Genomic DNA, 24906 nt, shown 5'->3' on the forward strand with positions numbered 1-24906 from the left:
TTGTGCAGTGGCGCCGAGCCGTTACTGTCGCAGGCCGATACGAGAAACCCGTTCAGGGAGAGGGAACAACTGTGCGCACGTCTGGCAGCCGCCTATTCACCAGTGAGTCCGTGACCGAAGGCCACCCGGACAAAATCTGTGATGCCATCAGCGATTCCATCCTCGATGCGTTGCTCGCCGCGGATCCCCGCAGCCGTGTCGCGGTGGAGACCCTGGTGACCACCGGCCAGGTGCACGTGGCCGGTGAGGTCACCACCACCGCCTACGCGGATATCCCGACCATCGTCCGCGAGAAGGTCCTGGAGATCGGATACGACTCCTCGGCAAAGGGTTTCGACGGCGCGTCCTGCGGCGTGAATGTCGCCATCGGCGCGCAGTCGCCGGATATCGCGCAGGGCGTGGACACCTCGCACGAGGCCCGCGTCGGCGGCGAGGACGATGAGATCGCCCGCCAGGGCGCCGGTGACCAGGGCCTGATGTTCGGCTACGCCACCACCGAGACCCCGGAGCTCATGCCGCTGCCGATCTCGCTGGCGCACAAGCTTTCCCGTCGCCTGACCGAGGTTCGCAAGTCCGGCGTGCTGCCGTACCTGCGTCCCGATGGCAAGACTCAGGTCACCATCGAATACGAGGGTGACCGTCCGGTGCGTCTCGACACCGTGGTCATCTCCACCCAGCATGCCGCCGATATCGACCTCGACAACTTGCTGACCCCGGACATTCGGGAGAAGGTCGTCGACTCGGTGCTGGCCGAGCTGAACCTGCCCAACCCCCTCGATACCTCCGATGTGCGCCTGCTGGTCAACCCGACCGGCAAGTTCGTGCTCGGTGGCCCGATGGGTGACGCCGGTCTGACCGGTCGCAAGATCATTGTCGACACCTACGGCGGCATGGCCCGTCACGGTGGCGGTGCCTTCTCCGGCAAGGATCCGTCGAAGGTCGACCGCTCGGCCGCCTACGCCATGCGCTGGGTCGCCAAGAACGTCGTCGCCGCCGGTCTGTCCGAGCGCGTCGAGGTCCAGGTCGCCTACGCCATCGGCAAGGCCGCCCCCGTCGGCCTGTTCGTCGAGACCTTCGGCACCGAGAAGATCGACCCGCTGAAGATCTCCGCCGCCATCGGCGAGGTCTTCGACCTGCGCCCCGGTGCGATCATCCGCGACCTCGACCTGCTCCGCCCGATCTACGCCCCCACCGCCGCGTACGGCCACTTCGGCCGCACCGACGTCGACCTTCCCTGGGAGCGCACCGACCGCGCCGACAAACTCCGCGCGGCTGCCGGTCTGTAATTGGCCGACAACGGCATCCCAGCGGGAGCGGTGGACCAAGGCGTACTCACGCCCGTCCCCGCTCCCGCTGCCGTCGGCACCCCCGCCCTCCCCATAGCGCGGGTACTCCCCCTCCTCGAACCAGCTCACCTGGACCGCGATTTCGACTACATCGTCCCCCCGGAAATGGACGAGATCGCCCAACCCGGCGTCCGAGTCCGAGTCCGCTTCTCCGGCCGCCTCATAGACGGCTACCTCCTCGAGCGCCTCGAAAAGACCGACCACACCGGCAAACTCGTCCGCCTGGACCGCGTCGTCTCACCCGAACAGGTCCTGACCCCAGAAATCCTCCGCCTGATAACGGCCGTAGCCACCCGCTACTCCGGCACCCGAGCCGACGTCCTCCGCCTCGCCATCCCGCCTCGCCACGCCCGAACCGAAGCCGAAGGCAAAGAACCCAAGCCACCCCGCACCAAGAAGCGCGGCAAGGCTGCCGCCGTGGTTTCTGATGTCGTGGATTTGGATGTCGTGGAGGACGATTCGAACTTGTCCGAGCCGACGGTCGTCATCGACGAGACCGCTGCTTCGGATGACCCCATTGTGACGAGTGAGGGCGAGGCCGCGGACATAACGGCCGACACTGATGAGGCGTCTGCGGTGGAGCCGGAATTGCCCACGGAGCAATCAATCTCGGAGCGGTATCCCGGATGGGGACGATATGCCCACGGCGTGTCATTTCTGACCGCGGTTGAGGCGGGGCGTAGCCCGCGTGCTGCTTGGCAGGCGCTGCCGGGAGAGGATTGGGCACGGCGGTTGGCCGAGTTGGCTGCGACCGTCGTGCGAAGTGGGCGTAGTGCGATTGTGATGGTGCCTGATCAGCGGGATTTGGATCGGGTGCTGGCGGAATGTGTTGCGTTGGTGGGGGAGTCGGCGGTGGGGCTGTCGGCGGGGTTGGGGCCTTCGGCGCGGTATCGGCGGTGGCTGGCTGCGCTGCGGGGGACTGCCCGGGTTGTGGTCGGGACTCGTAGTGCGGTGTTCGTGCCGGTGCATGATCTTGGGTTGATTGCCCTGTGGGATGACGGGGATGACACTTATGCGGAGCCTCGGTCGCCTTATCCGCATGCGCGGGAGGTGGCCATGTTGCGGGCGCATGAGACCGGGGCGGGATTCCTGGCGGCTGGGTTCGCGCGGACGGCCGAGGTGCAGGCCGTAGTCGAATCCGGGTGGGCCCATGACCTTTTGGCGGAGCGGTCGGTGCTGCGGGAAGCGATGCCGAGGATCAGTGCGCCCGGCGATAACGAGGTCGCGATGGAGCGCGATCCCATCGCGCGGGCGGTTCGGATTCCCGGGCTGGCCTTCCTGGCGGCGCGGCGAGCGCTCGCGGCGGGAGAGTCGGTGCTGGTGCAGGTGCCCAGGCGCGGTTACATTCCCGCGCTGTCGTGTGCGAAATGCCGGACCCCGGCGCGCTGTCGGCACTGCAACGGCCCATTGGCATTGCCGGAGAACAGTTCCGGTGCGCGGATGACCGATTCGACCGGTGGGTTCCGCTCGGTCAGTGCGCGGGGGACGGAGACCGCACACAGCCCGGCCTGCCGGTGGTGCGGGATTGTCGAGGCCGCATTCCGTTGCGGGGCTTGTGGTTCGCGTGCGTTGCGGGCCGTGGTAATCGGGGCGCAACGGACAGCGGAGGAGTTGGGGCGCGCGTTTCCCGGTGTGCCGGTACGGGGTTCAGGTGGCGCTTCGATCCTGGACACGGTGCCCGAAGGGCCACAGGTGGTAGTCGCGACCATCGGGGCCGAGCCGCGGGTGCCGGGCGGCTATTCCGTCGGCTTGCTGCTGGACGGCTGGGCGCTGCTGGGCCGCGCCGACCTGCGCGCCGCCGAAGACGCACTGCGCCGGTGGCTTTCGGCTGCGGCCCTGGTTCGGCCCTCGGGCCAGGTGATTGTCATGGCGGACCCGGCACTGCCGGTGGTGCAGGCATTGGTGCGCTGGGATCCGGTGGGGCACGCGCAATCCGAGCTCGACGAACGCACCGAGGTGCGCTTCCCGCCCGCCGTGCGACTGGCCGCCATCGACGGCACCACCGACTCGATCAATGAATTGCTCATCGAGGCAAAGCTTCCCGACATTGTCGAGGTGCTCGGCCCGGTCCCGCTTCCACCCGGTGCCCGTAAACCCTTCAGCGGCGGAGATTCCCCGGCCGAGGTCGAGCGCATGATTCTGCGTGTGGACCGGGCTCACGGCGCAGGCCTGTCCCGCGCCCTGGCCGCCGCCCAGGCCGTGCGCAGCACTCACAAATCCGACGCGCCCTTGCGCGTCCAGATCGACCCGATCGACATCGGCTGAGCCGAGCCCCACACCCGCGAATCATCCTGTCCGGCAAGGACGATGATTTCTCGCGGGTGGGGGAGGGGGCGGCCCGTCAGCGGTAGGCGGGGATATTGCGCTGTGCCCATTCGGCGTAGCTGGTCGCGGGGCGACCCAGCACGCGCTGCACGTCCGGGCTGACCTCCTGCTCGGCCACGGTAGGCGTACCGAGAATCTCGAGGGTGTGGTCGGCGACCGACTCCGGCATGAAGCGAAGCATATTGCCGCGCGCCTGTTCCCGGGTCAGCTCGACGAACGGCAGGGGTTCGCCGAGCGCTGCCGCGAGCGCTTCGGCCTGCTGGCGGGGCGTCACGGCTTCCGGGCCGGTCACCGTGTACACCTGGCCGTCGTGCCCGTCCTCTCGGAGTGCGACCGCCGCCACCGCCGCGATATCGGCCGGATCCACCACCGGCAGGCCGATATCCCCGAACGGCGCGAAGACGGTCCGCTGGGTGCGCACCGGCTCGATCCACGCGAAGGTATTGGTGGCGAATCCGCCGGGGCGCACCGCCGTCCACTCCAGATCCGAAGCGGCGAGGGCCTTTTCGAAGGCGAGCGTGCGGGCGTAGCCGTCACCGCCCGGCCGCGTCACCGCGCCCTGCGAGGAGAGGAACACCAAGCGTCGAACGCCTGCCGCCGCAACGGTTTCCAGTACCTGCTCGGGCGCTGGACCGGATACCAACTGGGGTCCGGTGATGAGTAGGAACATCTTGTCCGCTCCCGCGACGGCCGCGGCCAGCTCACCGAGGTCGCCGATGTCCGCCCGCCGGTGCTCGACGCCCGCCGGCAGATCCACCGGCTTCTCGCCGCGTGACACCGCGACCACCTTCTCGCCCGCTTCCGCGAGGCTGCGCACCAGCGTGCTGCCGACGTTTCCGGTTGCTCCGGTTACCACGATCATGTGTCCGACTCCTGAGTTAGTTGGCTGACTAACACGAACAGTAGGGCACGTGGCCGGGCGTTGTCTATAGTTAGTTGTATGACTAACTCAGTGGCCCGCGCCGGTATGACCAAGCCGGGCAAGCGGGAGCGGCTCGCCGACGCGGCAGCGAAGGTCTTCCACGAGCAAGGTGTGGAGAAGACGACCATCGCCGATATCGCCCGCGCGGCGGATGTTCCGGTGGGAAACGTCTACTACTACTTCAAGACCAAGGATCAGTTGGTCCAGGCCGCGATCGGCGCGCATGAGCGCACGGGTCAAGAGATCATCGCCGCCCTGGAACAGGTCGGTACTCCGGCCGAGCGACTCAAGGCGCTGGTCCGGGGCTGGGTCGAGCAACGTGAGCTGGCATCCCGATTCGGCTGCGCCGCGGGAACTCTCGCCACCGAGCTGGACAAGCGTGCGGACGGCCTCGATCAGGAACTCGCCGGAGTGATGCGCGCCTTCCTGGATTGGATCGAGACGCAGTTCACCGCCATGGGTCGCGCGGACGCGCGCGAGCTGGCCGTCGCGCTGCTTGCCTCATATCAGGGGATTTCCCTGCTCGCCAACACATTTCGCGATCCGGCCATGATGGAGGCCGAAGGCCATCGCCTGGAACGCTGGATCGACTCCCTGGTATGAGAATTCAGCCTTGGAGGGCGTGTGCGGGTCGCGCGGTGCGCACGCTCCAGCGGCCGTCCTCGCGCACGACGCGGACCGGGTGATCGAAGGTCGCGCTGATGTAGTCGGTGGTGATCACCTCGTCGACGGGTCCGGCGGCGACCGTGCGGCCGTCGCGGAGCAACATGGCGTGGGTCGTGCCGGGCGGCAGATCCTCCAAGTGGTGCGTGACCAGGACGGACGCGAGGTCGGTATGGGTCCGCTGCAATAGGTCGATGCTCTCCAGGAGTTGTTCTCGCCCAGCGAGATCCAGGCCGGTGGCCGGTTCGTCCAGGAGCAGGAGGCGGGGGCTGGGCATGAGGGCGCGGGCGATGAGGGTGCGGCCGCGCTGGCCTTGGGACAGGATCGGCCAGGCGGCGTCGCGGCGATGGGCCAGGCCGAGCAGGGTGATCAGGCGATCGGCCTCGGCGAGCTGGGCGGCGGTGGGGGACCAGCGCGGAATCCACGCCGCGGTATTGGTGATTCCGGTGAGCACGACCTGGTGCACGGTCATCGGATCACTGGGCTGGTGGCGGGGATCGACATGGCCGATGGCGGTGCGCAATTGGCGCATATCGACGTGGCCGAGTCGGTGACCGAGCACCTCGACTCCGCCCCGGGTGGGATGCTCCAACGCGCCGAGCATGCGCAGCAGGGTGGTCTTGCCCGCCCCATTGGGGCCGAGTAATGCCCAGTGCTCACCGGCGCGCACGGTGAGTGAAACCGCTTGCAGGATAGGGTTTCCGTCCCGGACGAAATCGACCGCATCGACCCGGAGCACCGTGGAATCCGTCATGTCCCCACCGTAGCAAGTCCTCAGACAAGGTGAGGAGTGAGAGTAATCCGGGAGAGCAGCGGGGAGACACTCGGTAGGGTGGCGGCATGGCGATCGAAGCGGTTCTTTTCGACTACTCCGGCACCTTGTTCCGATTGGAGGAATCGGCATTCCGCGAGGCGGAGCTGACCGATGCGAGTGGACGACCCCTCGACAAGCATGAGGTCACCGAGATCATGCGCCGGATGACCGCCCCGGTCGGGCAGTGGGTCGAATTCGATGAGGCGGGCCAATATGCTTGGGAGAACAGGGATCTCGACCCCGCCCTGCATCGCACCGCGTATATGCAGGTGCTGGAGAAGTCCGGCGTGCCCGACGCGTCCGCCGGGCAGTTGTATGAGCGACTGCTCGAGCCGACGGCGTGGACGCCCTACCCGGACACCGGTGACGTCCTGCGCGCGTTGAGCGAGCGCGGCGTGCGGGTGGCGATCGTCAGCAATATCGCCTTCGACTTCCGCCCGGCGTTCGTGAGCCGCGGCTGGGATCGCTATGTCGATGTCTTCACGCTGTCCTTCGAGGTGGGCGCGATGAAGCCGGATGAGCGCATCTTCCGTTCCGCGCTGGACAAGCTCGGGGTCGAGCCCGGCAATGCCCTCATGGTCGGTGACAGCGAAGAGGCTGATGGCGGCGCGACGGTGCTCGGCTGCGGGTTCGCCCTGGTCGATCCGCTGCCGACGGCAGATCGTCCGTGGGCGCTGCGTGATGCGGTGGCCGGTCACGGGCTGGTCGGTCGCTAGCACCAAATAGTCCAGACCGATAGGTTTGTGTCGCACATCACCTTGTTGTAGATAGACTGCCGATATATCGTCGATATCAGTAAGAGCAACGAAGAGCTTTTGCGAAACATCTACAACAAGCCTTCAGGAGGCACACCATGGAACACATGGACAACACAGAACGGGGTCGCGGACCCTGGCGGCGGCTGCGCGCAGAAGAGCAGCAGGGCCCCGAACATCCGCGTATGCGCCGTGGCGGTCGTGGGCAAGGCCCGCGTGAGCACGGCCCGCATCGCCACGGTCACGGCCGTGGTTTCGGTCCGGACTTCGGTCCGGGCGGCTTCGGTCCCGGTGGATTCGGTGGCGGCGGCCCGCACTTCGGCCGCGGTCGCGGTCGCGGCGGACGGGGCCGGCGCGGCGATGTCCGCGCGGCCATCCTGCTACTGCTGCAGGAGAAGCCCATGCACGGCTACGAGCTGATCCAGCAGATCCGCGAGCGCAGCCAGGACGTCTGGCGGCCGAGCCCGGGCTCCATCTACCCCGCGCTGGCACAGCTCGAGGATGAGGGCCTGGTCATTATCGAGAAGGTGTCGGGGCGCAAGACCGCCAAGCTCACCGAGACCGGTACCGCGTACGTCGAGGAGAACAAGACCGATCTCGGCGATCCCTGGCAGGAAGTCAAGGATGGCGTCGGCGATCAGGCGCTCGATCTGCGTGGCCTGATCGGTCAGCTGATGGGTGCGGTCGCACAGGTCGCCGCCGTCGGTTCGCCGGAGCAGGCGAGCAAGGCCGCGGAGGTCCTCACCGAGGCGCGCCGGTCGCTCTACCGGATCCTCGCCGAAGACGACACACCCGAAAAGTAATGGCATCGAAACACCCCGCCGCGCTGGGACATTCGGCTCCTCACCGGTGATCATTGTGAGATGGCACAGATGGGCCCCGCGAAACATAGTGACGTGGGACAGACGAGGGGCCGAGTGCGACGGGCGTTCAGACGCATCGCACCGGCGGGGGTAATGGCATTGACCGCGGTCGTCCTGGCGACGGCCGCGGGAACGATCGAATCGGGTTCCGCCGCAGCGAGTCCCGGCTACACACCGGCCGCCGTGCCGCTGGTATCCGGGCCGCCGCAGAGCGATCATCTGGCCGCGGCCAAATATCTCAAGGACCACCCGAACGCCGCGCCGCAGGGCACCAATGACTTCGGCTGCAAGCCGAGCGCCGCGCATCCGCGCCCGATCGTGCTGGCCCACGGCACCGATTCCTCGGCCTACTCCGACTATTCGGCCATCGGCCCCAAATTGGTACAGGCCGGATTCTGCGTCTTCGCCCCGAACTACGGCGGCAAGGCGGGCGGCAAGACCTACGGCACCGAGGACGTCTGGGCCAGCTCCGCCCAAATAGGCGGCTTCGTGGACCAGGTCCTCGCCGCCACCGGCGCCACCCAGGTCGACATGGTCGGCTTCTCCCAAGGCGCCAGCGTCACCCGCTACTACATCAACAAACTGGGTGGCGCCTCGAAAGTCGGTCAATGGGTAGGCATCGCCTCCCCCAGCTACGGCGGCATCATGTACGGCCTGGTCACAGTCGCCCAAGCGGCCCCCATAGTCTTCAAACTCGCCGAACTCGCCTCCTCCACCGCCGCCATCCAACAGGCCGCCGGATCCCCCTTCATCACCGAGCTGAATTCCGGCGGCGACACGGTCCCGGGCGTGCGATACACCACAATCGGCAGCAAGGTGGATGAAATGATCCAGCCCAATGACAACATCGCGCTGCGCGGTGCGGGAGCGACCAATCTGGTTCTTCAGAATCTGTGCGCCGATGACCTGACCGGGCATTTCCACATGGTTTATGACCCGTTCGTGCAGCAGGTGGTGGTCAATCTGCTCGATCCGGACCACGCCGTCGCGCCCACTTGTGTGCCCGTCGCGCTGTACACCGGAATCGCCGAGGTAGTCGAGGCTGCGCATTTCTGATCGGGGTGGTCGCGGGCATCCGTAAAATGGGGCGACCGTATTCGCTCGCCTTCTGGAGCTGCCCGTGACCATCCAGCCTGTCCGCCTGTTCGGCGATCCGATCCTGCGCGCTCGCGCGGCGGAGGTCGAGACGTTTGATCGGGAGGTGCGTCAGCTGGTGGCTGACCTCACCGACACCATGTATGAGAGTGGTGGGGTGGGGATGGCGGCTCCGCAGATCGGGGTGGGGCTGCGGGTGTTCGTGTATGACACCGGGGATGCGCAGGGGCATTTGATCAATCCGGTGTTCGAGGTGCTCGGGGACGAGACGCAAACCGGGCCGGAGGGGTGTCTGTCGATTCCCGGTGTGCGCCATGACGTCACGCGGCCGCTGGTGGTGCAGGCGCGCGGGGTCGATGTGGACGGTAAGGCGGTCGAGTTCCGGGCCGAGGGGTTGTTGGCTCGGTGCGTGCAGCATGAGACCGACCATCTCGACGGGGTGCTGTTCTTGCAGCGGCTGGATCCGGCCACACGCAAGGAAGCCATGCGGACATTGCGCGAATCATCCTGGTTCACACAGGGAATCACGGTGCTGGCGGCTTCCGAGATCGGTGCCCGCCGCACCTCATCCGCCACTGCGCGGGAACGGAGTCGTTGATGCGTCTGGTGTTCGCGGGAACCCCCGAGCCGGCGGTTCCGTCGCTGCGGCGGCTCATCGAATCCGATAAGCATGAAGTGGTCGCGGTGGTGACGCGGCCGGACGCGGTGCGCGGGCGCGGGCGCAAGGTGACCCGGTCGCCGATCGGGCAGCTCGCCGACGAGCATGGGATTCCCGTGTTCACGCCGCGCAAGCCGTCCGAGCCCGACTTCGTCGAGGCGCTCACCGAATTGGCTCCCGACTGTTGTCCCGTGGTCGCTTACGGCGCGCTGCTGCCCGAGCGGGTGCTCGACATTCCCCGGCACGGCTGGATCAATCTGCACTTCTCGCTGCTGCCCGCCTGGCGTGGTGCGGCGCCCGTGCAGGCCGCCATTCTCGCCGGTGACGAGTACACCGGTGCGTCCACGTTCCGGATCGAGAAGGGCCTGGACACCGGGCCGGTCTTCGGCACGCTGACCGAGAAGATCGCCATCTCCGACACGTCCGGCACCCTGCTGGAACGTCTCGCCGAGAGCGGCGCGCACCTGCTGGAATCCACCCTCGACGGGGTGGAATCCGGTGTCGTGCAAGCAGTTCCGCAGTCCATGGACGGCATCTCCTACGCTCCCAAGGTGGAGCAGGAGGACGGTCAGCTGCGCTGGGACCAGCCCGCCCTGGCCATTGCCCGCCGCTCCCGCGCGGTCACACCCGCCCCGGGCGCCTGGACCGAATTCGAGGGCATGCGCCTTAAGCTGGGCCCGGTGGAAATGGTCGAGGAATCCCTGCCCGAGCGCGCCATCGACGTCCGCAAGACCGGCGTCTACATCGGCACCGCCACCACCGCGGTCCGCCTCACCCAAGTCCAACCCCCGGGCAAACGCATGATGCCCGCCCTCGACTGGGCCCGCGGCGCCCGCCTCGCCCCCGGCGCGGTGGTCGCATGACACGCCCCGATCGTGACAAGGACGAGCCCCGCACCGGCATCTCGTCCAACGGCGGCGCCCAGCGCAAGCAGCCCGCCCGTCAGGGAGACAAGCCCTCCCGCAATGCTTTCAAACCCCGCACCCCCGGCACCGGCCGCGACGACTCCAAGTCCGGCCGCCCCCGCCAGGGCGACAACCGCGGCGGCAGCGGCACACGCCGCGAATCCCCTGCGGCACAGGGCGATCAGCGCCGCGGTGGCGCAGACGGCGGACGTAGCGGATCCAAGTCCTCCGGCGGCACAACCGGCCCGCGGGGTGATGCACGCCGTACCTCGCGTGACGGCGCATCCTCGAGTGGGTCGAGCAGCGGTTTCTCGGGTACGCGCGGCGGCCAGAGTCGCGGCGAAGGTGCGCGTGGTGGCGGGCGAACCCACGACGGTGCGGATGACGCACGCAGGTCGCACGACGATGCCAACCGGTCGAGTAACGGTCCGGCCGCTTCACGCGGCGGCCAGGGCAGTGGCGACAGCACACGCGCCGAACAGAGCCGCAGTGGCGGAACCGCCGCTCGCGGTTCGCGCGATGATGTCGGCCGGTCGAAGAGTGGCCCGACCGGAGCGCGGAGCGGTGGAAAGGCTCGTCGTGGGGACGGGACGGGCTCCGGACCGCAGCGCACTGGGAGTAATGGGGGTGCTCGGCGCGGGGAACGCCCTGTGCAGAGCGGGGATCCGGTTCGGGTCGTCGCCCGGGATGTTTTGCGGGCGGTGCGGGAGCGGGATGCTTACGCGAATCTTGTGTTGCCGGGGCTTTTGCGGGAGCGGAAGATCAGCGGGCGCGATGCGGCGTTGGCCACCGAGCTCACCTACGGGGCCTCGCGGGCGCAGGGGTTGCTCGATGCCGTGATCGAGGCGGGAGCGGGGCGGCCGATCGGCGAGATCGATGGGCTGCTTTTGGACGCGTTGCGGCTTGGGGCCTATCAGATTTTGCGGACTCGGATCGGGGCGCATGCGGCGGTTGATACGTCGGTCGCGCTGGTTCGGGACGAATTCGGCGCTGGGCGTGCCGGGTTCGTGAATGCTGTGCTGCGGCGGGTGGCGGAGCGGACGCCGGAGGAGTGGGTGGAAGCTCTCGCACCGAAGGATCCGCTCGGGCACTTGGCGTTCGAGTATGCGCATCCGGTGTGGATTGCGCAGGCGTTCGCGGATGCGCTGGGGGCGGAGGCGGGGGAGCTTCAGGAGGTGCTGGCCGCCGATGATGCTCGTCCGGCGGTGCATTTGGTTGCGCGGCCCGGCGAAATCTCCGCCGAGGAACTGGCTTTGATCACCGGTGGCGAGGAAGGCCGTTGGTCGCCGTATGCGGTGTACCTCGACGGTGGCGATCCGGCCAAGCTGGAACCGGTTCGTGAAGGTATGGCCGCCGTGCAGGATGAGGGCAGCCAGTTGGTGGCGCTCGCGGTCACCAAGGCTCCGTTGGAGGGCCCGGACGGCGGACGGTGGCTGGATCTGTGCGCCGGACCTGGTGGCAAGACCGCCCTGCTCGGTGCGATCGCCGATATCGACGGCTTCCGCATCGACGCGGTCGAACCCGCCGAGCACCGTGCGGAATTGGTGCGCAAGACCACCCGGGGCATGCCGGTCGAGGTGCACGTGACCGATGGTCGCGACAGCGGCCTCACCCCCGGTTACGACCGCATCTTGGTCGACGCCCCGTGTACCGGGCTCGGTGCCTTGCGCCGCCGCCCGGAGGCCCGCTGGCGTCGCCAACCCTCCGACGTTCGCGAATTGGTCACCTTGCAGCGCGAATTGCTTTCCGCCGCATGGGATCTGGTCCGGCCCGGCGGTGTGGTCGTCTACTCGACGTGTTCCCCGCATCTGCCGGAGACGGTCTCGGTGGTGGCCGATATGGTCCGCCGCACCGGCGCGGAACAACTCGACACCCGCGAATTGCTCCCGGGCGTCACCGATCTCGGTGACGGCCCCGGCGTACAACTGTGGCCGCACCGCCACGGCACGGACGCCATGTTCCTGGCGGCTCTACGCAAACCGCTCCAGCCGGAGTAATGCGGTAAACGCACACCGCGCCGGGCCCGATTCGGGCCCGGCGCGGTGCTTTTCGTCCTGATGCCTACTCGCGGGCGGATTGCTCGCGAAGTCGGGCGAGGGTTTTGGAGAGAATGCGCGAGACGTGCATCTGGGAGATGCCCATCTGGTTGGCGATCTGGGTTTGGGTCATGGATTCGAAGAAACGCATGGTCAGAATGCGGCGTTCGCGTTCCGGAAGACCTTCCAGCAGAGGCCGGATGGCCACGTACTCTTCGACTCGGTCGAATTGGGATTCTTCTTCGCCGAGGGTGTCGAGCAGGGATGCCTCGGTGTCGCGCCCCACGGAGACGGCGTCGATGGAGCTGGGCTGGTAGGCATTTCCGGCTATGACGGCCTGGGTGACCTCATCGGGTTCGATGCCGAGTTCGGCCGCGATTTCCTTGGCGGTGGGGGAGCGGCCGAGTTGCTGGGAGAGGCCGTCTATGGCCGCGCCGATGCGCAGGTGGGTTTCCTTGACGCGGCGCGGGACTCGCATGGCCCAGGTGTTGTCGCGGAAGTAGCGGCGAACCTCGCCCATGATGGTGGGGACGGCGAAGGACAGGAAGTTGGAGCCGCGGGTGATGTCGAAGCGGTCGACGGCGTGCACCAGGCCGACCCGTGCCACCTGGGTCAGATCGTCGAATGGCTCACCGCGGCCGCTGAATTTGCGGGCTATGTGGTCGGCGAGCGGGATGCACCGGTTGATCAATTCACCACGTAGCAACGCGCGTCTGGAGGAGCCGGGGTCGGTGGCGGCCAGCTGTTCGAACAGCGCCGACACATCGTCGTATCCGGAGGCGGTGCGGACGACCTCTTCGACTTCCTCCGCATCGACTTCTTCTACGGCCTCGGTGGCTTCACCGTTCTCGCCGTTTGCAGCGTTCTCTGCGTTGTCACCGTCGCCGTCGGCAGTTTCCCGCTCCTCGGGCGGCTCGGCCTGCGGTTCGGTTTTGGGGTCGGGCTCGGGTGCATCGGGGGATGCGAACACGATGTCTCCGTCTGCCACTACGCCTTCCCCCGGACCCGCCGGAATTCCACGACCGTCGGGTAGCCGGAGATCGCCGGATCGAACGCGCCCTGTGTCGCGCTCACCTCGTCGGAGAGCGTGCGCAGCACATGCCAGCCGAAGCTGCGTTGATCGGGCAGTCCCTCGGCGCGCGCGATTCCACTGACCTGCACCAGCAAATCGGTGTCACCGACGGTGAACCGGCATTGCAGCGTGGTGTCCGGCTTGGCGAGCGCGATGAGCGTGGATGCGGCCTCGTCGACGGCGAGCCGGATATCGGCCACCTCGTCCAGGGTGAAATCGCTGAGCAGCACCAGTGTTTCGGCGAGTCCGCGCACGATGGGCAACTGGGAGACGGATGCGGCGACACCGATCTCGACCGGTGTGGCCCGCAGCCCTTGTTCCGCCGAAATGTTGATCACCTTGTAGAGGCTACCCATTCCGGTGCGGCGCAATCACGGCAATCGCCGGTATCGGCCCCGGCCGTGTCTGCTACGCGGGGCCGCTAGACTGCCGCGTGTGTGCACCTCTTCCTCCCCCTTCCATCGGCCCGCGCCGATGATCGCCCCCTCCATCCTTTCCGCCGATTTCGCGCGTCTCGGTGAGGAAGTGAAGGCCATCGAGGGTGCCGATTGGGTGCATGTCGACGTGATGGACAACCATTTCGTGCCCAACCTGACGCTCGGCCTGCCGGTGGTGGAAAGCCTGTTGAAGGCCACCGACATTCCGCTCGACTGCCATCTCATGATCGAGAACCCGGAGCGCTGGGCCCCGGCCTACGCGGAGGCGGGCGCATACAACGTCACTTTCCACGCAGAGGCCACCGACAATCCCCTCGCGGTCGCCCGCGACATTCGGGCAGCCGGTGCGAAGGCGGGCCTTTCGGTCAAGCCGGGCACACCGATCGAGCCGTACCTCGAGATCCTGCGCGAGTTCGACACCCTGCTTGTCATGAGCGTCGAACCCGGTTTCGGCGGACAGTCATTCATCGCGCACGTGCTGGACAAGGCCCGCACGGTGCGCCGCCTGGTGGACGCCGGTGAGCTGCGCCTGGTGGTCGAGATCGACGGCGGCATCAATATGAGCACGATCGAGCAGGCCGCCGAGGCCGGAATCGACTGCTTCGTCGCCGGTTCCGCCGTCTACGGCACCGCCGACCCGGCCGCGACCGTGGAAGCCTTGCGGCAGAAGGTGATCGCCGTCGAGGCCGCGACCGCGGCTGATTAAGACGTCGGATCGAACGTGCGCGACCGTCCGAGTGGGCGGTCTCGCCCGTCAGTGGCCGAGTAGCGCCTCGACCACCGATTCCAGCGGCGGCACCGCGGTGACGGTCTCCGGCGGCTGAATCCAGGTGCGGTATCCCGTGCGCTCGTCATCGGCGGACGGGAGCACCACCTGCGCGCCGGTGCACGCGACCGTGGCGTAGAGCCGGAACAAGGCCGCGGAGACCGACTTGCTGAGCGCTTCGGGGCGAATCGGACCGGTAATGAAGGTCCAGCGCCGCGCCCGGGGGTGGTGCACGATCGGCCCGGCCAGATCGGCCTGCGCCAGCCGCTGCTGGACGCGTTCGCCGAGGTCGGCGGGCATGGTGATGGCGCCGTAACGGCTGCCTATCTCGAGCAGGATGTGTCGTGACGTCGGGTCGATCGATGCCGGAAGATGAAATTCGCGGCGGTACTGCACACAGCGGACTTCGAGCGTCGTATCGAGGAGCGTGGTCACGCTGTTCTCCCAATTGTTTTGTCTGCCACCAGGATCCGGCCCGCGCGGGGCCCAACCTTCCCTAGGTTTGAACTGCTGCGATTGCTCACCCGGGCCTGGAGGAGGCACCGGCTGCCGAGATCGTTCTGCACTGAACTGCTGGCGGAGAAGTTGAACTGTAGGAATCAGCTGCATAACAATCTTGCGTCCATTTTTGGTTCTGCGCAAGATTCTGGTGTAAGCGAGTCGCAGATTGGGTAAACCCGCGCGTTTCAGCCCCGGCCAGGCCGCATGTCGTCTGCGACGCGGCGTCGTTAGGCTGAGGGGGACAATCGCTCACCGGGGAATACGGCCGGTGGCCCGGGCTGTTGGCCCGGTCGTCGGGCCCGGCTCGCGGGCGTGATGCGGTAATTGGCACAGGGAGAGGTAGCGCAATGTTCACGGGCATCGTCGAGGAACTGGGCGAGATCGTCGCCACCGAACAGCTGGCCGATGCGGCCCGTCTGACCATTCGCGGACCGCTGGTGACCTCCGATGCCGGACACGGCGATTCGATCGCGGTGAACGGTGTCTGCCTGACCGTCGTAGACCAGAAGGTGGAAGGCGACGTTTTCACCGTGGACGTCATGGCCGAGACCCTCAATCGCTCCAGCATCGGCGGCCTCGACGTCGGCTCGCGGGTCAATCTGGAACGCGCCGCCGCCGTCAATAGCCGCCTCGGCGGCCATATCGTGCAGGGCCATGTGGATGGCACCGGCACCGTGCTCGCCCGCACCCCGTCGGAGAACTGGGAGGTGGTCCGAATCTCGCTGCCGGACAGCATCGCCCGCTATGTCGTGGAGAAGGGTTCCATCACCATCGACGGCATCTCGCTGACGGTCTCGGGTCTCGGACTCGCCGAGGAAGCGGCCGCCGACGGCAGCAAGGACTGGCTCGAGGTTTCGCTGATCCCGACCACCCGCGCACTCACCACCCTCGGTTCCGCCCCGGTCGGCACCACCGTGAACCTGGAGGTGGACATTATCGCCAAGTACGTCGAACGACTGGTCCAGCGCGGCTAGCCCGCACTCGCGACGCCGGAGACGGCGCAAAACAGGCACTGGCTTACTGTAGGTAGGCACCTAATCGAGATGGAGCACAACAGACGTGACCAGGTTCGACACCATCGAGCGCGCAGTCGCCGACATCGCCGCCGGTAAGGCCGTCGTCGTGGTCGACGACGAGGGCCGGGAGAACGAGGGCGACCTCATTTTCGCCGCCGAGAAGGCGACCCCCGAGCTCGTGGCCTTCATGATCCGCTACACCTCCGGTTACATCTGTGTGCCGCTCACCGGGGACGACTGCGACCGCATGGGCCTGCCGCCCATGTTCGCGGTGAACCAGGACAAGCACGGCACCGCCTACACCGTCTCGGTGGATGCGCGCGAGGGCATCAGCACCGGCATCTCGGCCGCCGACCGCGCCACCACCATGCGCGTGCTCGCCGATCCGCAGGCCAAGTCCGATGATCTGACCCGCCCGGGTCACGTGGTCCCGTTGCGCGCCAAGGACGGTGGCGTCCTACGCCGCCCCGGCCACACCGAGGCCGCCGTGGATCTGGCCCGCATGGCCGGGCTCAGCCCCGCCGGCGTGATCTGCGAGATCGTCAGCCAGAAGAACGAAGGCGATATGGCGCGCACCGAGGAGCTGCGCGTTTTCGCCGATGAGCATGATCTGGCCTTCATCTCCATCGCGCAGATGATCGCCTGGCGTCGCCGCAATGAGAAGCATGTGGAGCGGGTGGCCGAGGCCAAGATCCCGACCAAGTACGGCGAGTTCAAGGCCATCGGCTACCGGAGCGATTACGACGATTCCGAGCATGTCGCGCTGGTCCTGGGTGATATCCCGGGCCCCGATGGCACCGGCGAGGGCGTCCTGGTGCGGGTGCACTCGGAATGCCTGACCGGTGACGTGTTCGGGTCGCTGCGCTGCGACTGCGGACCGCAGCTGGACGCGGCCATCAAGATGGTCGCCGAGGAAGGTCGCGGCGTGGTGCTCTACATGCGCGGGCATGAGGGCCGCGGCATCGGGCTCATGCACAAGTTGCAGGCCTACCAGTTGCAGGACAATCTCGACCTCGACACCGTGGATGCCAATACCGCCCAGAACCTGCCCGCCGATGCGCGTGACTATGGCACCGGTGCACAGATTCTCGTGGATCTCGGCATCACGTCGATGCGGCTGCTCACCAATAACCCGGACAAGCGCGCCGGGATCGAGGGATACGGGCTCAGCATCAGCGAGCGGGTGCCGATGCCGGTGCACGCCAATTCCCACAATCTGCGTTATCTGCGCACCAAGCGGGATCGGATGGGCCACGACCTGGTCGGGCTGGACGATCTCGACCTGGGCGAAACCGCACACTAGACAACCGAGAAGGGCGGATACCGATGAGCGGTACCGGCGTACCGACATTCGAGCTCGCCGATGCCAAGAGCGTCAAGCTGGGCATCGTCGCCTCGCGCTGGCACACCACGATCTGCGACGCACTGGTCGACAATGCGGTGAAGACGGCGCAGGACGCGGGCGTCACCGACATCACGGTGGTGCGGGTCGCGGGCGCGATGGAGCTGCCGGTGGTGGCGCAGGCGCTGGCCCGCAGCCATGACGCGGTGGTCGCGCTCGGTGTCGTGATCCGTGGTGGCACACCGCATTTCGAGTACGTGTGCGATTCGGTGACGGCCGGTCTGACCCGGGTGTCTCTCGATGAGGGCACCCCGGTCACCAATGGCGTGCTCACGGTGAACACCGAGGAGCAGGCCCTGGATCGCGCGGGTCTGCCCGGCTCGGCGGAGAACAAGGGTGAGCAGGCCTCGGCCGCCGCGCTGGATGCGGCGCTGACCCTGCGCGAGCTGACCCAGTCCGTCTAGTCATGCCAGTCGTCCGGATCTGGAAGCGAGACGGCGGTTCCGAGGAACCGCCCCGTAAGCCTGCCGCCGAATCGAAGACCGGGGATGCGCAAGTGCCTGCCGCACAGCAGAAGTCCGAAAGCAAGCCCGCCGCCGAGGAGGATTCCGAATCCGGCTGGGATCTGGAGGTGCGGCCGCATCGTGCGATCCGCACCGTGCGGATCGTCGCGGTGTTGATCGCGGCCGTGTTCATTATCGGCGGCATCTTCCTGAACCGGGGATCCACGGGTGTGAACTTCCGGATCTCCGATCAGATCGCCATGATCGGCATCGGGCTGCTGCTGGCCGGTGGCGTGCTCATGCTCAGCCGTCCGCGGGTGCGGGTGGGTGCGCGCGGGGTCGTGGTGCGCAATATCCTGGGCGACAATGAATTCCAGTGGAAGGATATTCGCGGGATCTCCTTCCCGGACAAGAAGTCCTGGGCCCGGCTGGAACTCGTGCATGACGAATACGTGCCGATGATGGCGATCCGTTCCAATGACAAGCTGCGTGCCGCCACGGCGATGGACAAGTTCCGTGAGCTCGGCGCGAAGTACACCGGAAATACGGACTGACGCAGCGGAATTCATTCCGTCGGTAAACATGATTGTGGCCCGCCACCCATTGGGGTGACGGGCCACAATCGTCAATGCGTGTGCCGGTCAGTGCTGGTTGTCGCCGAGCACGGCACCCTCACGCCGCGGGTCCGCGCCGCCGATCCAGCCATTGCCGTCGCGGGCCAGGGCGGATAGGCCGCTGGATTGCGGGGCCACCGAGACTTGGTGGCCGAGCTCTCGTAGTTTCAGCACCAGTGCGTCGTGGTCGCCATTGTCGGCGGCATTGATCGCGGGATTCTCGCCCCCGACATTGGTGGCGGGGGAGTTGGCCGCACCGAAGGCGACGAGTGAGACCGCCTGCTGCGGGTTCAGCCCCCAATCCAGCATGGCCACCAGGGTTTTCACCACGAACTGGATGATGACCGACCCGCCGGGCGACCCGGTCACGAAGCTGAGCTGCCCGCGCGAGCCATCGGCGGCCTTGTCGAAGACCAGCGTCGGGCTCATGGAGCTGCGCGGCCGCTTGCCCGCGTCGATCCGGTTGGCGACGGGCAGGCCGTCCTTGCCGAGCGGTTCGGCGGCGAAGTCGGTGAGCTGGTTGTTCAGCACGAAGCCATCGACCAGGTGGAAGGAGCCGAAGGCCGATTCCACCGTGGTGGTCATGGCGGCGGCATTGCCGTACTTGTCGACGATGGAGATGTGGCTGGTGCCGTGTTCGGGCGTCTGCGGTCCGGTGCCGAGGGGGACCGGGCCGAAGTCACCGGGCTGCGCGTTGCCCATGCTGTGGTTCGGATCGATGAGCCCCGCGCGCGTTTTCAGGTAGTCGGGATTGAGCAGCGTCTGCGGCGAATTACCCGGCATGGGAATGAAATCCGAGTCGGCCACGTACTTGTCGCGATCGGCGTAGGTGAGGCGCTCGGCCTCCGAGATGAGGTGCACCGCAGCGGCCGTGGGCTTGCCGCCATTGAGCGCGGCATCGGAATCGCCGCTGATGTTCTCGGGCTTCATGGCGCTCAGGTCGAAGTTCGACAGGATGCCCAGCGTGGCCGCGACCGTGACGCCGCCGGAGGACGGATTGGGCATGCCGCAGATCTCGTGCGTGCGGTACGGCGAGCACAGCACGGTGCGCTTCTTGGCCTGGTAGGCGGCCAGATCCGCCATGGAGGTCAGGCCCGGGGTGCGTCCGCCCGAGGTGGTGGAGATGGCTTCCACGATATCGGCGGCGATGGCCCCGGTATAGAAGGCGTTCGCGCCGTCGGAGGCAATGGCCGAGAGGGTCTTGGACATTGCCGGATTCGTCAGCGTGGTCCCGGCGGGTTTGCCGGTGCCGTCGGCCTGCAGGAAGTAGTTGCGGGCGTTCTCGTCACGTCCGAGATCGGCTGCGGAGTCGGCGATTTGGCCCGCCATTCGAGGGCTGATCTTGAAGCCCTGATCGGCCAGTGCGATAGCCGGATTGAACAGGTCGCGCCAGGTCTGCTTGCCGTGTTCCTGCTGCGCGAGCTCGAGTAGTCGCAGCGCGCCCGGAGTGCCGATGGACCGGCCGCTGGCGCGCGCATTGGGTTGCGGCACGGTGCGGTCGGTATCGCTGATCCAGCGCAGATAGTCATTGGTGGCGGCGGCCGGTGCGGTTTCACGGCCGTCGTAGGCCTCGACATTGCCGCTGGCCTTGTCGTAATAGAGCAGGAAAGCGCCGCCGCCTATGCCGGAGGCCTGCGGTTCGACCAGGCCGAGCACGGTCTGCGCCACGATGAGCGCGTCGGCGGCGGTGCCGCCCTCGCGCAACACCTTGCAGGCGGCCTCGGTGGCGACCGGATTGGCGGTGGAGACCGAGAAGCTGTCCGTGCGTACGGGTTTCATGCCCGTGCGGTATCCGGTGGCGATCTCCGGGTGCAGGCTGAGATTGGTGGTGGTGGGTGATCCGGAGCTGGCCTGGGCGGTGACGGGGACGCCATTGGGCGTCGATTCGCAGGTGGCCTGTTCCTTGTCGGTGGACGAGCAGGCGGTGGCCAGTCCGAGCAGAAGCAGCAGGGCGGCAGCGCCGCTCCAGGTCTGCTGTCGCAAGCGCTTCATGGTCGGACTCTAGCGCCGAGGCCCGGCATCGGCACGGCTTTGTGGGTCCGGATGGGGCGGGTTGCCGGGATTTCATTTCTGGGTGGAAATAAGTCTAAGATGGAGCGTTTCGGCGGCAATCCACGTCAAAATGGACCCGATGGTTTGATGACGTGCTCGTACCTCCTCGCGAGTGTTCCTGCTCGGAGCGCCGATGTGGTTCTCAGCAAATCGCAAGGTACTCTCGCTACCGCCTCACTTAACGATTGCGGAGGGTTAACCGGCGAATGACCGAGATCCGGACAAAGGCCACCAACCTCAATGCCGAGGACAGCGGGTATCACAAAGCCCTGAAACCTCGGCAATTGCAGATGATCGCCATCGGCGGCGCCATCGGCACCGGCCTGTTCCTGGGCGCGGGCGGACGACTGGCCAGCGCCGGTCCGTCGCTGTTCCTGGTGTACCTGGTCTGTGGCGTTTTCGTCTTCTTCATCCTGCGTGCGCTGGGTGAATTGGTGCTGCACCGCCCGTCTTCGGGCTCCTTCGTCTCCTACGCGCGTGAATTCTTCGGCGAGAAGGCCGCTTTCGTGGCCGGGTGGATGTACTTCCTGAACTGGTCCATGACCGGCATCGTCGACACCACCGCGGTGGCCACCTACCTGCACTACTGGGGCCCGTTCGAGCCGGTCGCGCAGTGGATTCTGGCGCTGGGCGCACTGATCATCGTGCTGGGCATCAACCTGGCCTCGGTGAAGTGGTTCGGTGAGATGGAGTTCTGGGCGGCCATGATCAAGGTGCTCGCCCTGGTCAGCTTCCTCGTGGTCGGTACCGTGTTCCTGGCCGGGCGCTTCGAGGTCGAGGGTCAGTCCACCGGCTTCCGGATGGTCAGCGAGGCGGGCGGCTGGTTCCCGACCGGGATTCTGCCGCTGATCACGGTCACCTCCGGCGTCGTATTCGCCTATGCCGCCGTGGAAATGGTCGGTATCGCCGCGGGTGAGACCGAGAATCCGGCCAAGATCATGCCGCGCGCCATCAACTCGGTGATCATGCGTATCGCGCTGTTCTACTGCGGTTCGGTGATCCTGCTCGCGCTGCTGCTGCCCTACACCTCGTACAAGAGCGGTGAGAGCCCGTTCGTCACCTTCTTCTCCAAGCTCGGTGTCGCACACATGGGTTCGATCATGAACTTCGTGGTGCTGACCGCCGCGCTCTCCAGCCTGAACGCCGGTCTCTACTCCACCGGCCGCATCCTGCGATCCATGGCAATGAACGGCAGCGCACCGAAATTCACCGCGCGCATGTCGAAAGCCGGTGTGCCCTATGGCGGCATCCTGCTCACCAGCACCATCGCGCTGTTCGGCATCTGGCTCAACTACGTAGTCCCCGAGGACGCCTTCGAGATCGTCCTGAACGTGGCCTCACTGGGCATCCTCTCGTCCTGGGCCGTGATCATCCTGTGCCAGCTGAAGCTCTGGTGGTGGTGGAAGAAGGGCATCGCCGAGCGTCCGGCGTTCCGCATGTTCGGCGCTCCCTACACCGGAATCGCCACGCTGGTCTTCCTTCTCGCGGTCCTGATCCTCATGGCCTTCGACCGCCCGGTAGGCACCTGGACGGTGTCCAGCCTGGTGATCATCATCCCCGCCTTGATGATCGGCTGGAAGTTCGCCGAGCCGCGCGTGCTCGCCATTGCCAAGATGCGTGAGGGCTACACCGGCGAGTTCCCCGTGATCCCGCCGATCCCGTTGGACGACAAGTAGCGTCGCGGACATCGCGGCGACTGCGCACCGATGTGGCTGCGATCACGTTTGGTCGCTTGATCGTATCGGCGTGGGCCTTCTCATAACTTCGCCGCAGAGATTGTTCGAAATCCATTCACCTGGTTAGCGTCAGGGCGATGTGTTCGCAGGGGGCGCATCGCGATAGATGCTCAACGAGGAGTGCTGTGAGTTCGCATTCGGCTGTGGTCGACGAGGTGGAAATCTCGTCGGCAGATGCGCGGAACAGTGTTCCTGGCATGTTTTTCGAGCGAATCGTGGGTGTCGCTCGCGGCATTCGGCATGATGGTTTCAAGATCGAGTTGCCCACCAAGGTGCGGGAAACGCAGTACGCCGCCTTGGCCACAGCGGGATTGGTGATCCTGCACGGGGTGCTCGCGGTGACCGGCGGGTTCGATGATGTGTTCGGCAATATCGGACACTTCTTCGCGGCGCTGGTAACCGGCGGTGTGGCACTGCTTTTCGGGCTGCGATCGCGCTGGGTGTGGGTGGCGGCACTGGGACTTGCCAGCTTGCAAGCGTTTCTGGGCGTGTTCACGCTGGTGTCGGCCGAGATGCCTTCGGGCGTGGGGCCGTTCACCGTGCTGCTCGGGGTGATGGCCTCGGGGACCGTGCTGGCGCTGCTGCTGCGCCGGGAGTGCTACGACTGGTTCGTCGCGGCCTGATTCGCGGCTGCCGCCCGCGCATGCGCTTGGGCGGCAACCGATTCGAGTCAACCCTTTCGATTCAACCCTCGCCCTGAATCACTTCAGGCTGCGGCCTAGTGCGCGTCCGGCGGCGCGGCCGGAGAAGATGCAGCCACCCAGGAAGGTGCCTTCCAGGGCGTTGTAACCGTGCACACCGCCACCGCCGAAACCGGCGACCTCACCGGCGGCATACAGGCCGGGGAACGGGGTGCCGTCGGGGCGCATGACCTGAGAGTCCAGATTGGTCTGCAAGCCGCCCAAGGTCTTTCGGGTGAGGATATTGAGCCGGACCGCGATCAACGGGCCGTGCGCGGGATCCAGGATTCGGTGCGGGGTGGCGACGCGGCCCAGCTTGTCGCCCAGGTAGCGACGGGCATTGCCGATCGCCATGAGCTGCGCGTCCTTGCTGAACTTGTGTTCGGCATCGCGGTCGCGCGCCACCACCTGGCGCTCGATCTCGGCGAGGTCCAGGTGCGGGCCGCGCGCGATCTTGTTCATGCCCGCGACCAGCTCCGCCAGATTGTCGGCGACCACGAAATCGACGCCGTGCTGCTTGAACGCCTCCACCGGGCCCGGCGCGCCCTTGGCGACGCGGCTCTTGAGCGTGAGTTTGAGGTCCTTGCCGGTGATATCGGGATTCTGTTCCGAACCCGAGAGCGCGAATTCCTTCTCGATGATCGACTGGTTGAGGATGAACCAGGAGTAGTCGTAGCCGGTCGACAGGATCGCCTTCATGCTGGAATTGGTGTCGAAACCGGGGAAATTCGGTGCGGCCAAGCGCTTTCCATTGGCGTCGAACCACAACGAGGACGGGCCGGGGATAATGCGGATGGCGTGATCGGGCCAGACCGGATCCCAGTTGTGAATGCCTTCGGTGTAGTGCCACATGCGATCCCGGTTCACGATGCGCCCGCCGGCCGCCTCGGTGATGCCGAGCATGCGGCCGTCCACATGCGCGGGCACGCCCGAGATCATGTGCTCGGGGCAGGGACCCAGCCGATCCACCGGCCAGTTGCGGCGGATGAGATCGTGATTGTGGCCGATGCCGCCCGACGACACGATCACCGCCTTGGCCTGGAATTCGAACTCGCCCAAGATGGTTCGTGAGGACTCCACGCCGCGCTCGGCATCGGACGGTTCCAGCACACTGCCGCGCGCACCGGTGACGACATCGTTCTCCACGACCAGTTCGTCGACCCGGTGCCGGAAGGCGAAGCCGACCTGCCCGCGCTGTTCGGCTTGCAGGACCGGTTCCAGGAAGACCCGCACCACCTCCGGGCCGGTGCCCCAGGTGAGGTGGAAGCGCGGCACCGAATTGCCGTGCCCGTCGGCGGTCGCGCCGCCGCGCTCGGCCCAGCCGACCACGGGTGTCACCCGCAGGCCGAGGTCGTGCAGGTACTGCCGCTTCTCGGTGGCGGCGAATTCGACATACGCCTTGGCCCACTGCCGGGCCCAGTGGTCCTCGTCCTCGCGGTCGAAACCGGCCGAGCCCAGCCAGTCCTGCATGGCCAGTTCCAGGGAGTCCTTGACGCCGAGCCGGCGCTGTTCCGGGCTGTCGACGAAGAACAGTCCGCCCAGCGACCAGAACGCCTGTGCGCCCAGATTCGCGCGGTTCTCCTGGTCCAGGATCAGGACTCGTTTTCCGGCCTTGACCAGCTCGTGAGTGGCGACGAGACCGGCCAGACCGGCGCCGACGACGATGACATCCGGATTCTCGATCATGCCCATTTCCTAGCGTCGTAAAGGTTCGATACATCAGTGTATCGAGTTGCTCGATACGCGACTGTATCGAACGTGGGTGTCGGTGGGCCATGCTTGGGTAGCGTCGGGCCTTCGGTGTT

The 24906-nt window shown here is 66.6% G+C and carries 22 protein-coding genes and 1 pseudogene; 16 read left to right on the plus strand and 7 right to left on the minus strand.

What is annotated here, in order from left to right; genetic code table 11:
* The first annotated feature begins 71 nt into the window (after window positions 1-71).
* Complete coding sequence (metK, locus tag AB0N05_RS10590) at window positions 72-1286, plus strand: methionine adenosyltransferase (RefSeq protein ID WP_364690543.1); 1215 nt, start codon at window positions 72-74, stop codon at window positions 1284-1286.
* Between the two features lie 93 nt (window positions 1287-1379).
* Window positions 1380-3611 (plus strand): primosomal protein N', encoded by a 2232-nt coding sequence (locus AB0N05_RS10595; protein ID WP_364692272.1) that lies wholly within the window; start codon window positions 1380-1382, stop codon window positions 3609-3611.
* A gap of 76 nt (window positions 3612-3687) precedes the next feature.
* Here AB0N05_RS10595 and AB0N05_RS10600 read toward each other — a convergent pair whose 3' ends face one another.
* Window positions 3688-4533 (minus strand): NAD(P)H-binding protein, encoded by an 846-nt coding sequence (locus AB0N05_RS10600; RefSeq protein WP_364690546.1) that lies wholly within the window; start codon window positions 4531-4533, stop codon window positions 3688-3690.
* A gap of 78 nt (window positions 4534-4611) precedes the next feature.
* Here AB0N05_RS10600 and AB0N05_RS10605 point away from each other — a divergent pair, with 78 nt between their 5' ends.
* Window positions 4612-5196, plus strand: a complete 585-nt coding sequence (locus AB0N05_RS10605) for a TetR/AcrR family transcriptional regulator (RefSeq protein ID WP_364690548.1) — start codon at window positions 4612-4614, stop codon at window positions 5194-5196.
* A gap of 4 nt (window positions 5197-5200) precedes the next feature.
* On the opposite strand, the gene AB0N05_RS10610 is transcribed toward AB0N05_RS10605, so the two are convergent.
* Window positions 5201-6010, minus strand: a complete 810-nt coding sequence (locus AB0N05_RS10610; protein ID WP_364690551.1) for an ATP-binding cassette domain-containing protein — start codon at window positions 6008-6010, stop codon at window positions 5201-5203.
* A gap of 86 nt (window positions 6011-6096) precedes the next feature.
* Here AB0N05_RS10610 and AB0N05_RS10615 point away from each other — a divergent pair, with 86 nt between their 5' ends.
* The 6 genes and pseudogenes from AB0N05_RS10615 to AB0N05_RS10640 form a co-directional block, all read left to right on the plus strand.
* Window positions 6097-6786, plus strand: coding sequence for an HAD-IA family hydrolase (locus AB0N05_RS10615; protein WP_364690554.1), 690 nt, complete (start codon window positions 6097-6099; stop codon window positions 6784-6786).
* A 224-nt stretch (window positions 6787-7010) separates the two neighbouring features.
* The gene (locus AB0N05_RS10620) at window positions 7011-7628 is read left to right on the plus strand and encodes a PadR family transcriptional regulator (protein WP_364692275.1); all 618 of its coding nucleotides are present in this window, start codon (window positions 7011-7013) and stop codon (window positions 7626-7628) included.
* Between the two features lie 153 nt (window positions 7629-7781).
* A complete protein-coding gene (locus tag AB0N05_RS10625) occupies window positions 7782-8744 on the plus strand; it encodes an alpha/beta fold hydrolase (RefSeq protein ID WP_364690557.1) in 963 nt (320 codons plus the stop codon).
* A 64-nt stretch (window positions 8745-8808) separates the two neighbouring features.
* The gene (def, locus tag AB0N05_RS10630; RefSeq protein ID WP_364690560.1) at window positions 8809-9381 is read left to right on the plus strand and encodes a peptide deformylase; all 573 of its coding nucleotides are present in this window, start codon (window positions 8809-8811) and stop codon (window positions 9379-9381) included.
* Window positions 9381-10304, plus strand: a complete 924-nt coding sequence (gene fmt / locus AB0N05_RS10635) for a methionyl-tRNA formyltransferase (protein WP_364690563.1) — start codon at window positions 9381-9383, stop codon at window positions 10302-10304. Before def ends, fmt begins: the two co-directional genes overlap by 1 nt.
* Before the next feature lie 704 nt (window positions 10305-11008).
* A pseudogene (locus AB0N05_RS10640) lies at window positions 11009-12343 on the plus strand (transcription antitermination factor NusB); the annotation flags it as partial.
* A gap of 64 nt (window positions 12344-12407) precedes the next feature.
* On the opposite strand, the gene AB0N05_RS10645 reads toward AB0N05_RS10640, so the two are convergent.
* Together AB0N05_RS10645 and AB0N05_RS10650 are read right to left on the minus strand one after the other, a co-directional pair.
* On the minus strand, window positions 12408-13352 hold the full coding sequence (locus tag AB0N05_RS10645) for an RNA polymerase sigma factor SigF (RefSeq protein ID WP_364690566.1): 945 nt from the start codon (window positions 13350-13352) through the stop codon (window positions 12408-12410).
* Window positions 13353-13369: 17 nt separating this feature from the next.
* Window positions 13370-13792, minus strand: coding sequence for an anti-sigma factor (locus AB0N05_RS10650; RefSeq protein WP_364690569.1), 423 nt, complete (start codon window positions 13790-13792; stop codon window positions 13370-13372).
* Window positions 13793-13928: 136 nt separating this feature from the next.
* Here AB0N05_RS10650 and rpe point away from each other — a divergent pair, with 136 nt between their 5' ends.
* Window positions 13929-14597 carry a ribulose-phosphate 3-epimerase gene (rpe, locus tag AB0N05_RS10655; RefSeq protein WP_364692278.1) on the plus strand — a complete coding sequence of 223 codons (669 nt, stop codon included), beginning with the start codon at window positions 13929-13931 and terminating at the stop codon, window positions 14595-14597.
* A gap of 48 nt (window positions 14598-14645) precedes the next feature.
* On the opposite strand, the gene AB0N05_RS10660 is transcribed toward rpe, so the two are convergent.
* Window positions 14646-15092 carry a hypothetical protein gene (locus AB0N05_RS10660; protein WP_364690572.1) on the minus strand — a complete coding sequence of 149 codons (447 nt, stop codon included), beginning with the start codon at window positions 15090-15092 and terminating at the stop codon, window positions 14646-14648.
* 413 nt (window positions 15093-15505) lie between these two features.
* Here AB0N05_RS10660 and AB0N05_RS10665 point away from each other — a divergent pair, with 413 nt between their 5' ends.
* The 4 genes from AB0N05_RS10665 to AB0N05_RS10680 all read left to right on the plus strand — a co-directional run bounded on the left by AB0N05_RS10665 (window position 15506) and on the right by AB0N05_RS10680 (window position 18573).
* Window positions 15506-16132: a riboflavin synthase gene (locus tag AB0N05_RS10665; RefSeq protein ID WP_364690575.1), complete on the plus strand. Its 627-nt coding sequence runs from the start codon at window positions 15506-15508 to the stop codon at window positions 16130-16132.
* Window positions 16133-16217: 85 nt separating this feature from the next.
* Entirely contained in the window at window positions 16218-17477 is a 1260-nt protein-coding gene (locus AB0N05_RS10670) for a bifunctional 3,4-dihydroxy-2-butanone-4-phosphate synthase/GTP cyclohydrolase II (protein ID WP_364690577.1), read from the plus strand.
* A 23-nt stretch (window positions 17478-17500) separates the two neighbouring features.
* A complete protein-coding gene (gene ribH, locus AB0N05_RS10675; protein ID WP_364690580.1) occupies window positions 17501-17980 on the plus strand; it encodes a 6,7-dimethyl-8-ribityllumazine synthase in 480 nt (159 codons plus the stop codon).
* A gap of 161 nt (window positions 17981-18141) precedes the next feature.
* Window positions 18142-18573 (plus strand): PH domain-containing protein, encoded by a 432-nt coding sequence (locus AB0N05_RS10680; protein WP_364692280.1) that lies wholly within the window; start codon window positions 18142-18144, stop codon window positions 18571-18573.
* A gap of 87 nt (window positions 18574-18660) precedes the next feature.
* Here the strand turns inward: AB0N05_RS10680 and AB0N05_RS10685 are convergent, their stop codons facing one another.
* A complete protein-coding gene (locus AB0N05_RS10685) occupies window positions 18661-20625 on the minus strand; it encodes a gamma-glutamyltransferase family protein (protein ID WP_364690583.1) in 1965 nt (654 codons plus the stop codon).
* A 266-nt stretch (window positions 20626-20891) separates the two neighbouring features.
* Between AB0N05_RS10685 and AB0N05_RS10690 the strand changes: the two genes are divergently transcribed.
* Complete coding sequence (locus AB0N05_RS10690; protein ID WP_364690586.1) at window positions 20892-22361, plus strand: amino acid permease; 1470 nt, start codon at window positions 20892-20894, stop codon at window positions 22359-22361.
* A 257-nt stretch (window positions 22362-22618) separates the two neighbouring features.
* Window positions 22619-23044, plus strand: a complete 426-nt coding sequence (locus AB0N05_RS10695) for a hypothetical protein (RefSeq protein ID WP_364690589.1) — start codon at window positions 22619-22621, stop codon at window positions 23042-23044.
* A 78-nt stretch (window positions 23045-23122) separates the two neighbouring features.
* On the opposite strand, the gene AB0N05_RS10700 is transcribed toward AB0N05_RS10695, so the two are convergent.
* Entirely contained in the window at window positions 23123-24787 is a 1665-nt protein-coding gene (locus AB0N05_RS10700; protein ID WP_364690592.1) for an FAD-binding dehydrogenase, read from the minus strand.
* Window positions 24788-24906: the final 119 nt, after the last annotated feature.

This window comes from Nocardia sp. NPDC051030 (genome assembly GCF_040683015.1).
GTDB lineage: Bacteria > Actinomycetota > Actinomycetes > Mycobacteriales > Mycobacteriaceae > Nocardia.

Coding starts and splice junctions, on each gene's coding strand:
- AB0N05_RS10600 (WP_364690546.1), bottom strand. CDS start 4,533: ATGATCGTGGTAACCGGAGCAACCGGAAACGTCGGCAGCACGCTGGTG.
- AB0N05_RS10665 (WP_364690575.1), top strand. CDS start 15,506: ATGTTCACGGGCATCGTCGAGGAACTGGGCGAGATCGTCGCCACCGAA.
- AB0N05_RS10695 (WP_364690589.1), top strand. CDS start 22,619: ATGTTTTTCGAGCGAATCGTGGGTGTCGCTCGCGGCATTCGGCATGAT.
- AB0N05_RS10620 (WP_364692275.1), top strand. CDS start 7,011: ATGCGCCGTGGCGGTCGTGGGCAAGGCCCGCGTGAGCACGGCCCGCAT.
- AB0N05_RS10615 (WP_364690554.1), top strand. CDS start 6,097: ATGGCGATCGAAGCGGTTCTTTTCGACTACTCCGGCACCTTGTTCCGA.
- AB0N05_RS10625 (WP_364690557.1), top strand. CDS start 7,782: ATGGCATTGACCGCGGTCGTCCTGGCGACGGCCGCGGGAACGATCGAA.
- rpe (WP_364692278.1), top strand. CDS start 13,929: ATGATCGCCCCCTCCATCCTTTCCGCCGATTTCGCGCGTCTCGGTGAG.
- AB0N05_RS10685 (WP_364690583.1), bottom strand. CDS start 20,625: ATGAAGCGCTTGCGACAGCAGACCTGGAGCGGCGCTGCCGCCCTGCTG.
- AB0N05_RS10690 (WP_364690586.1), top strand. CDS start 20,892: ATGACCGAGATCCGGACAAAGGCCACCAACCTCAATGCCGAGGACAGC.
- AB0N05_RS10610 (WP_364690551.1), bottom strand. CDS start 6,010: ATGACGGATTCCACGGTGCTCCGGGTCGATGCGGTCGATTTCGTCCGG.
- AB0N05_RS10605 (WP_364690548.1), top strand. CDS start 4,612: ATGACTAACTCAGTGGCCCGCGCCGGTATGACCAAGCCGGGCAAGCGG.
- fmt (WP_364690563.1), top strand. CDS start 9,381: ATGCGTCTGGTGTTCGCGGGAACCCCCGAGCCGGCGGTTCCGTCGCTG.
- ribH (WP_364690580.1), top strand. CDS start 17,501: ATGAGCGGTACCGGCGTACCGACATTCGAGCTCGCCGATGCCAAGAGC.
- AB0N05_RS10700 (WP_364690592.1), bottom strand. CDS start 24,787: ATGATCGAGAATCCGGATGTCATCGTCGTCGGCGCCGGTCTGGCCGGT.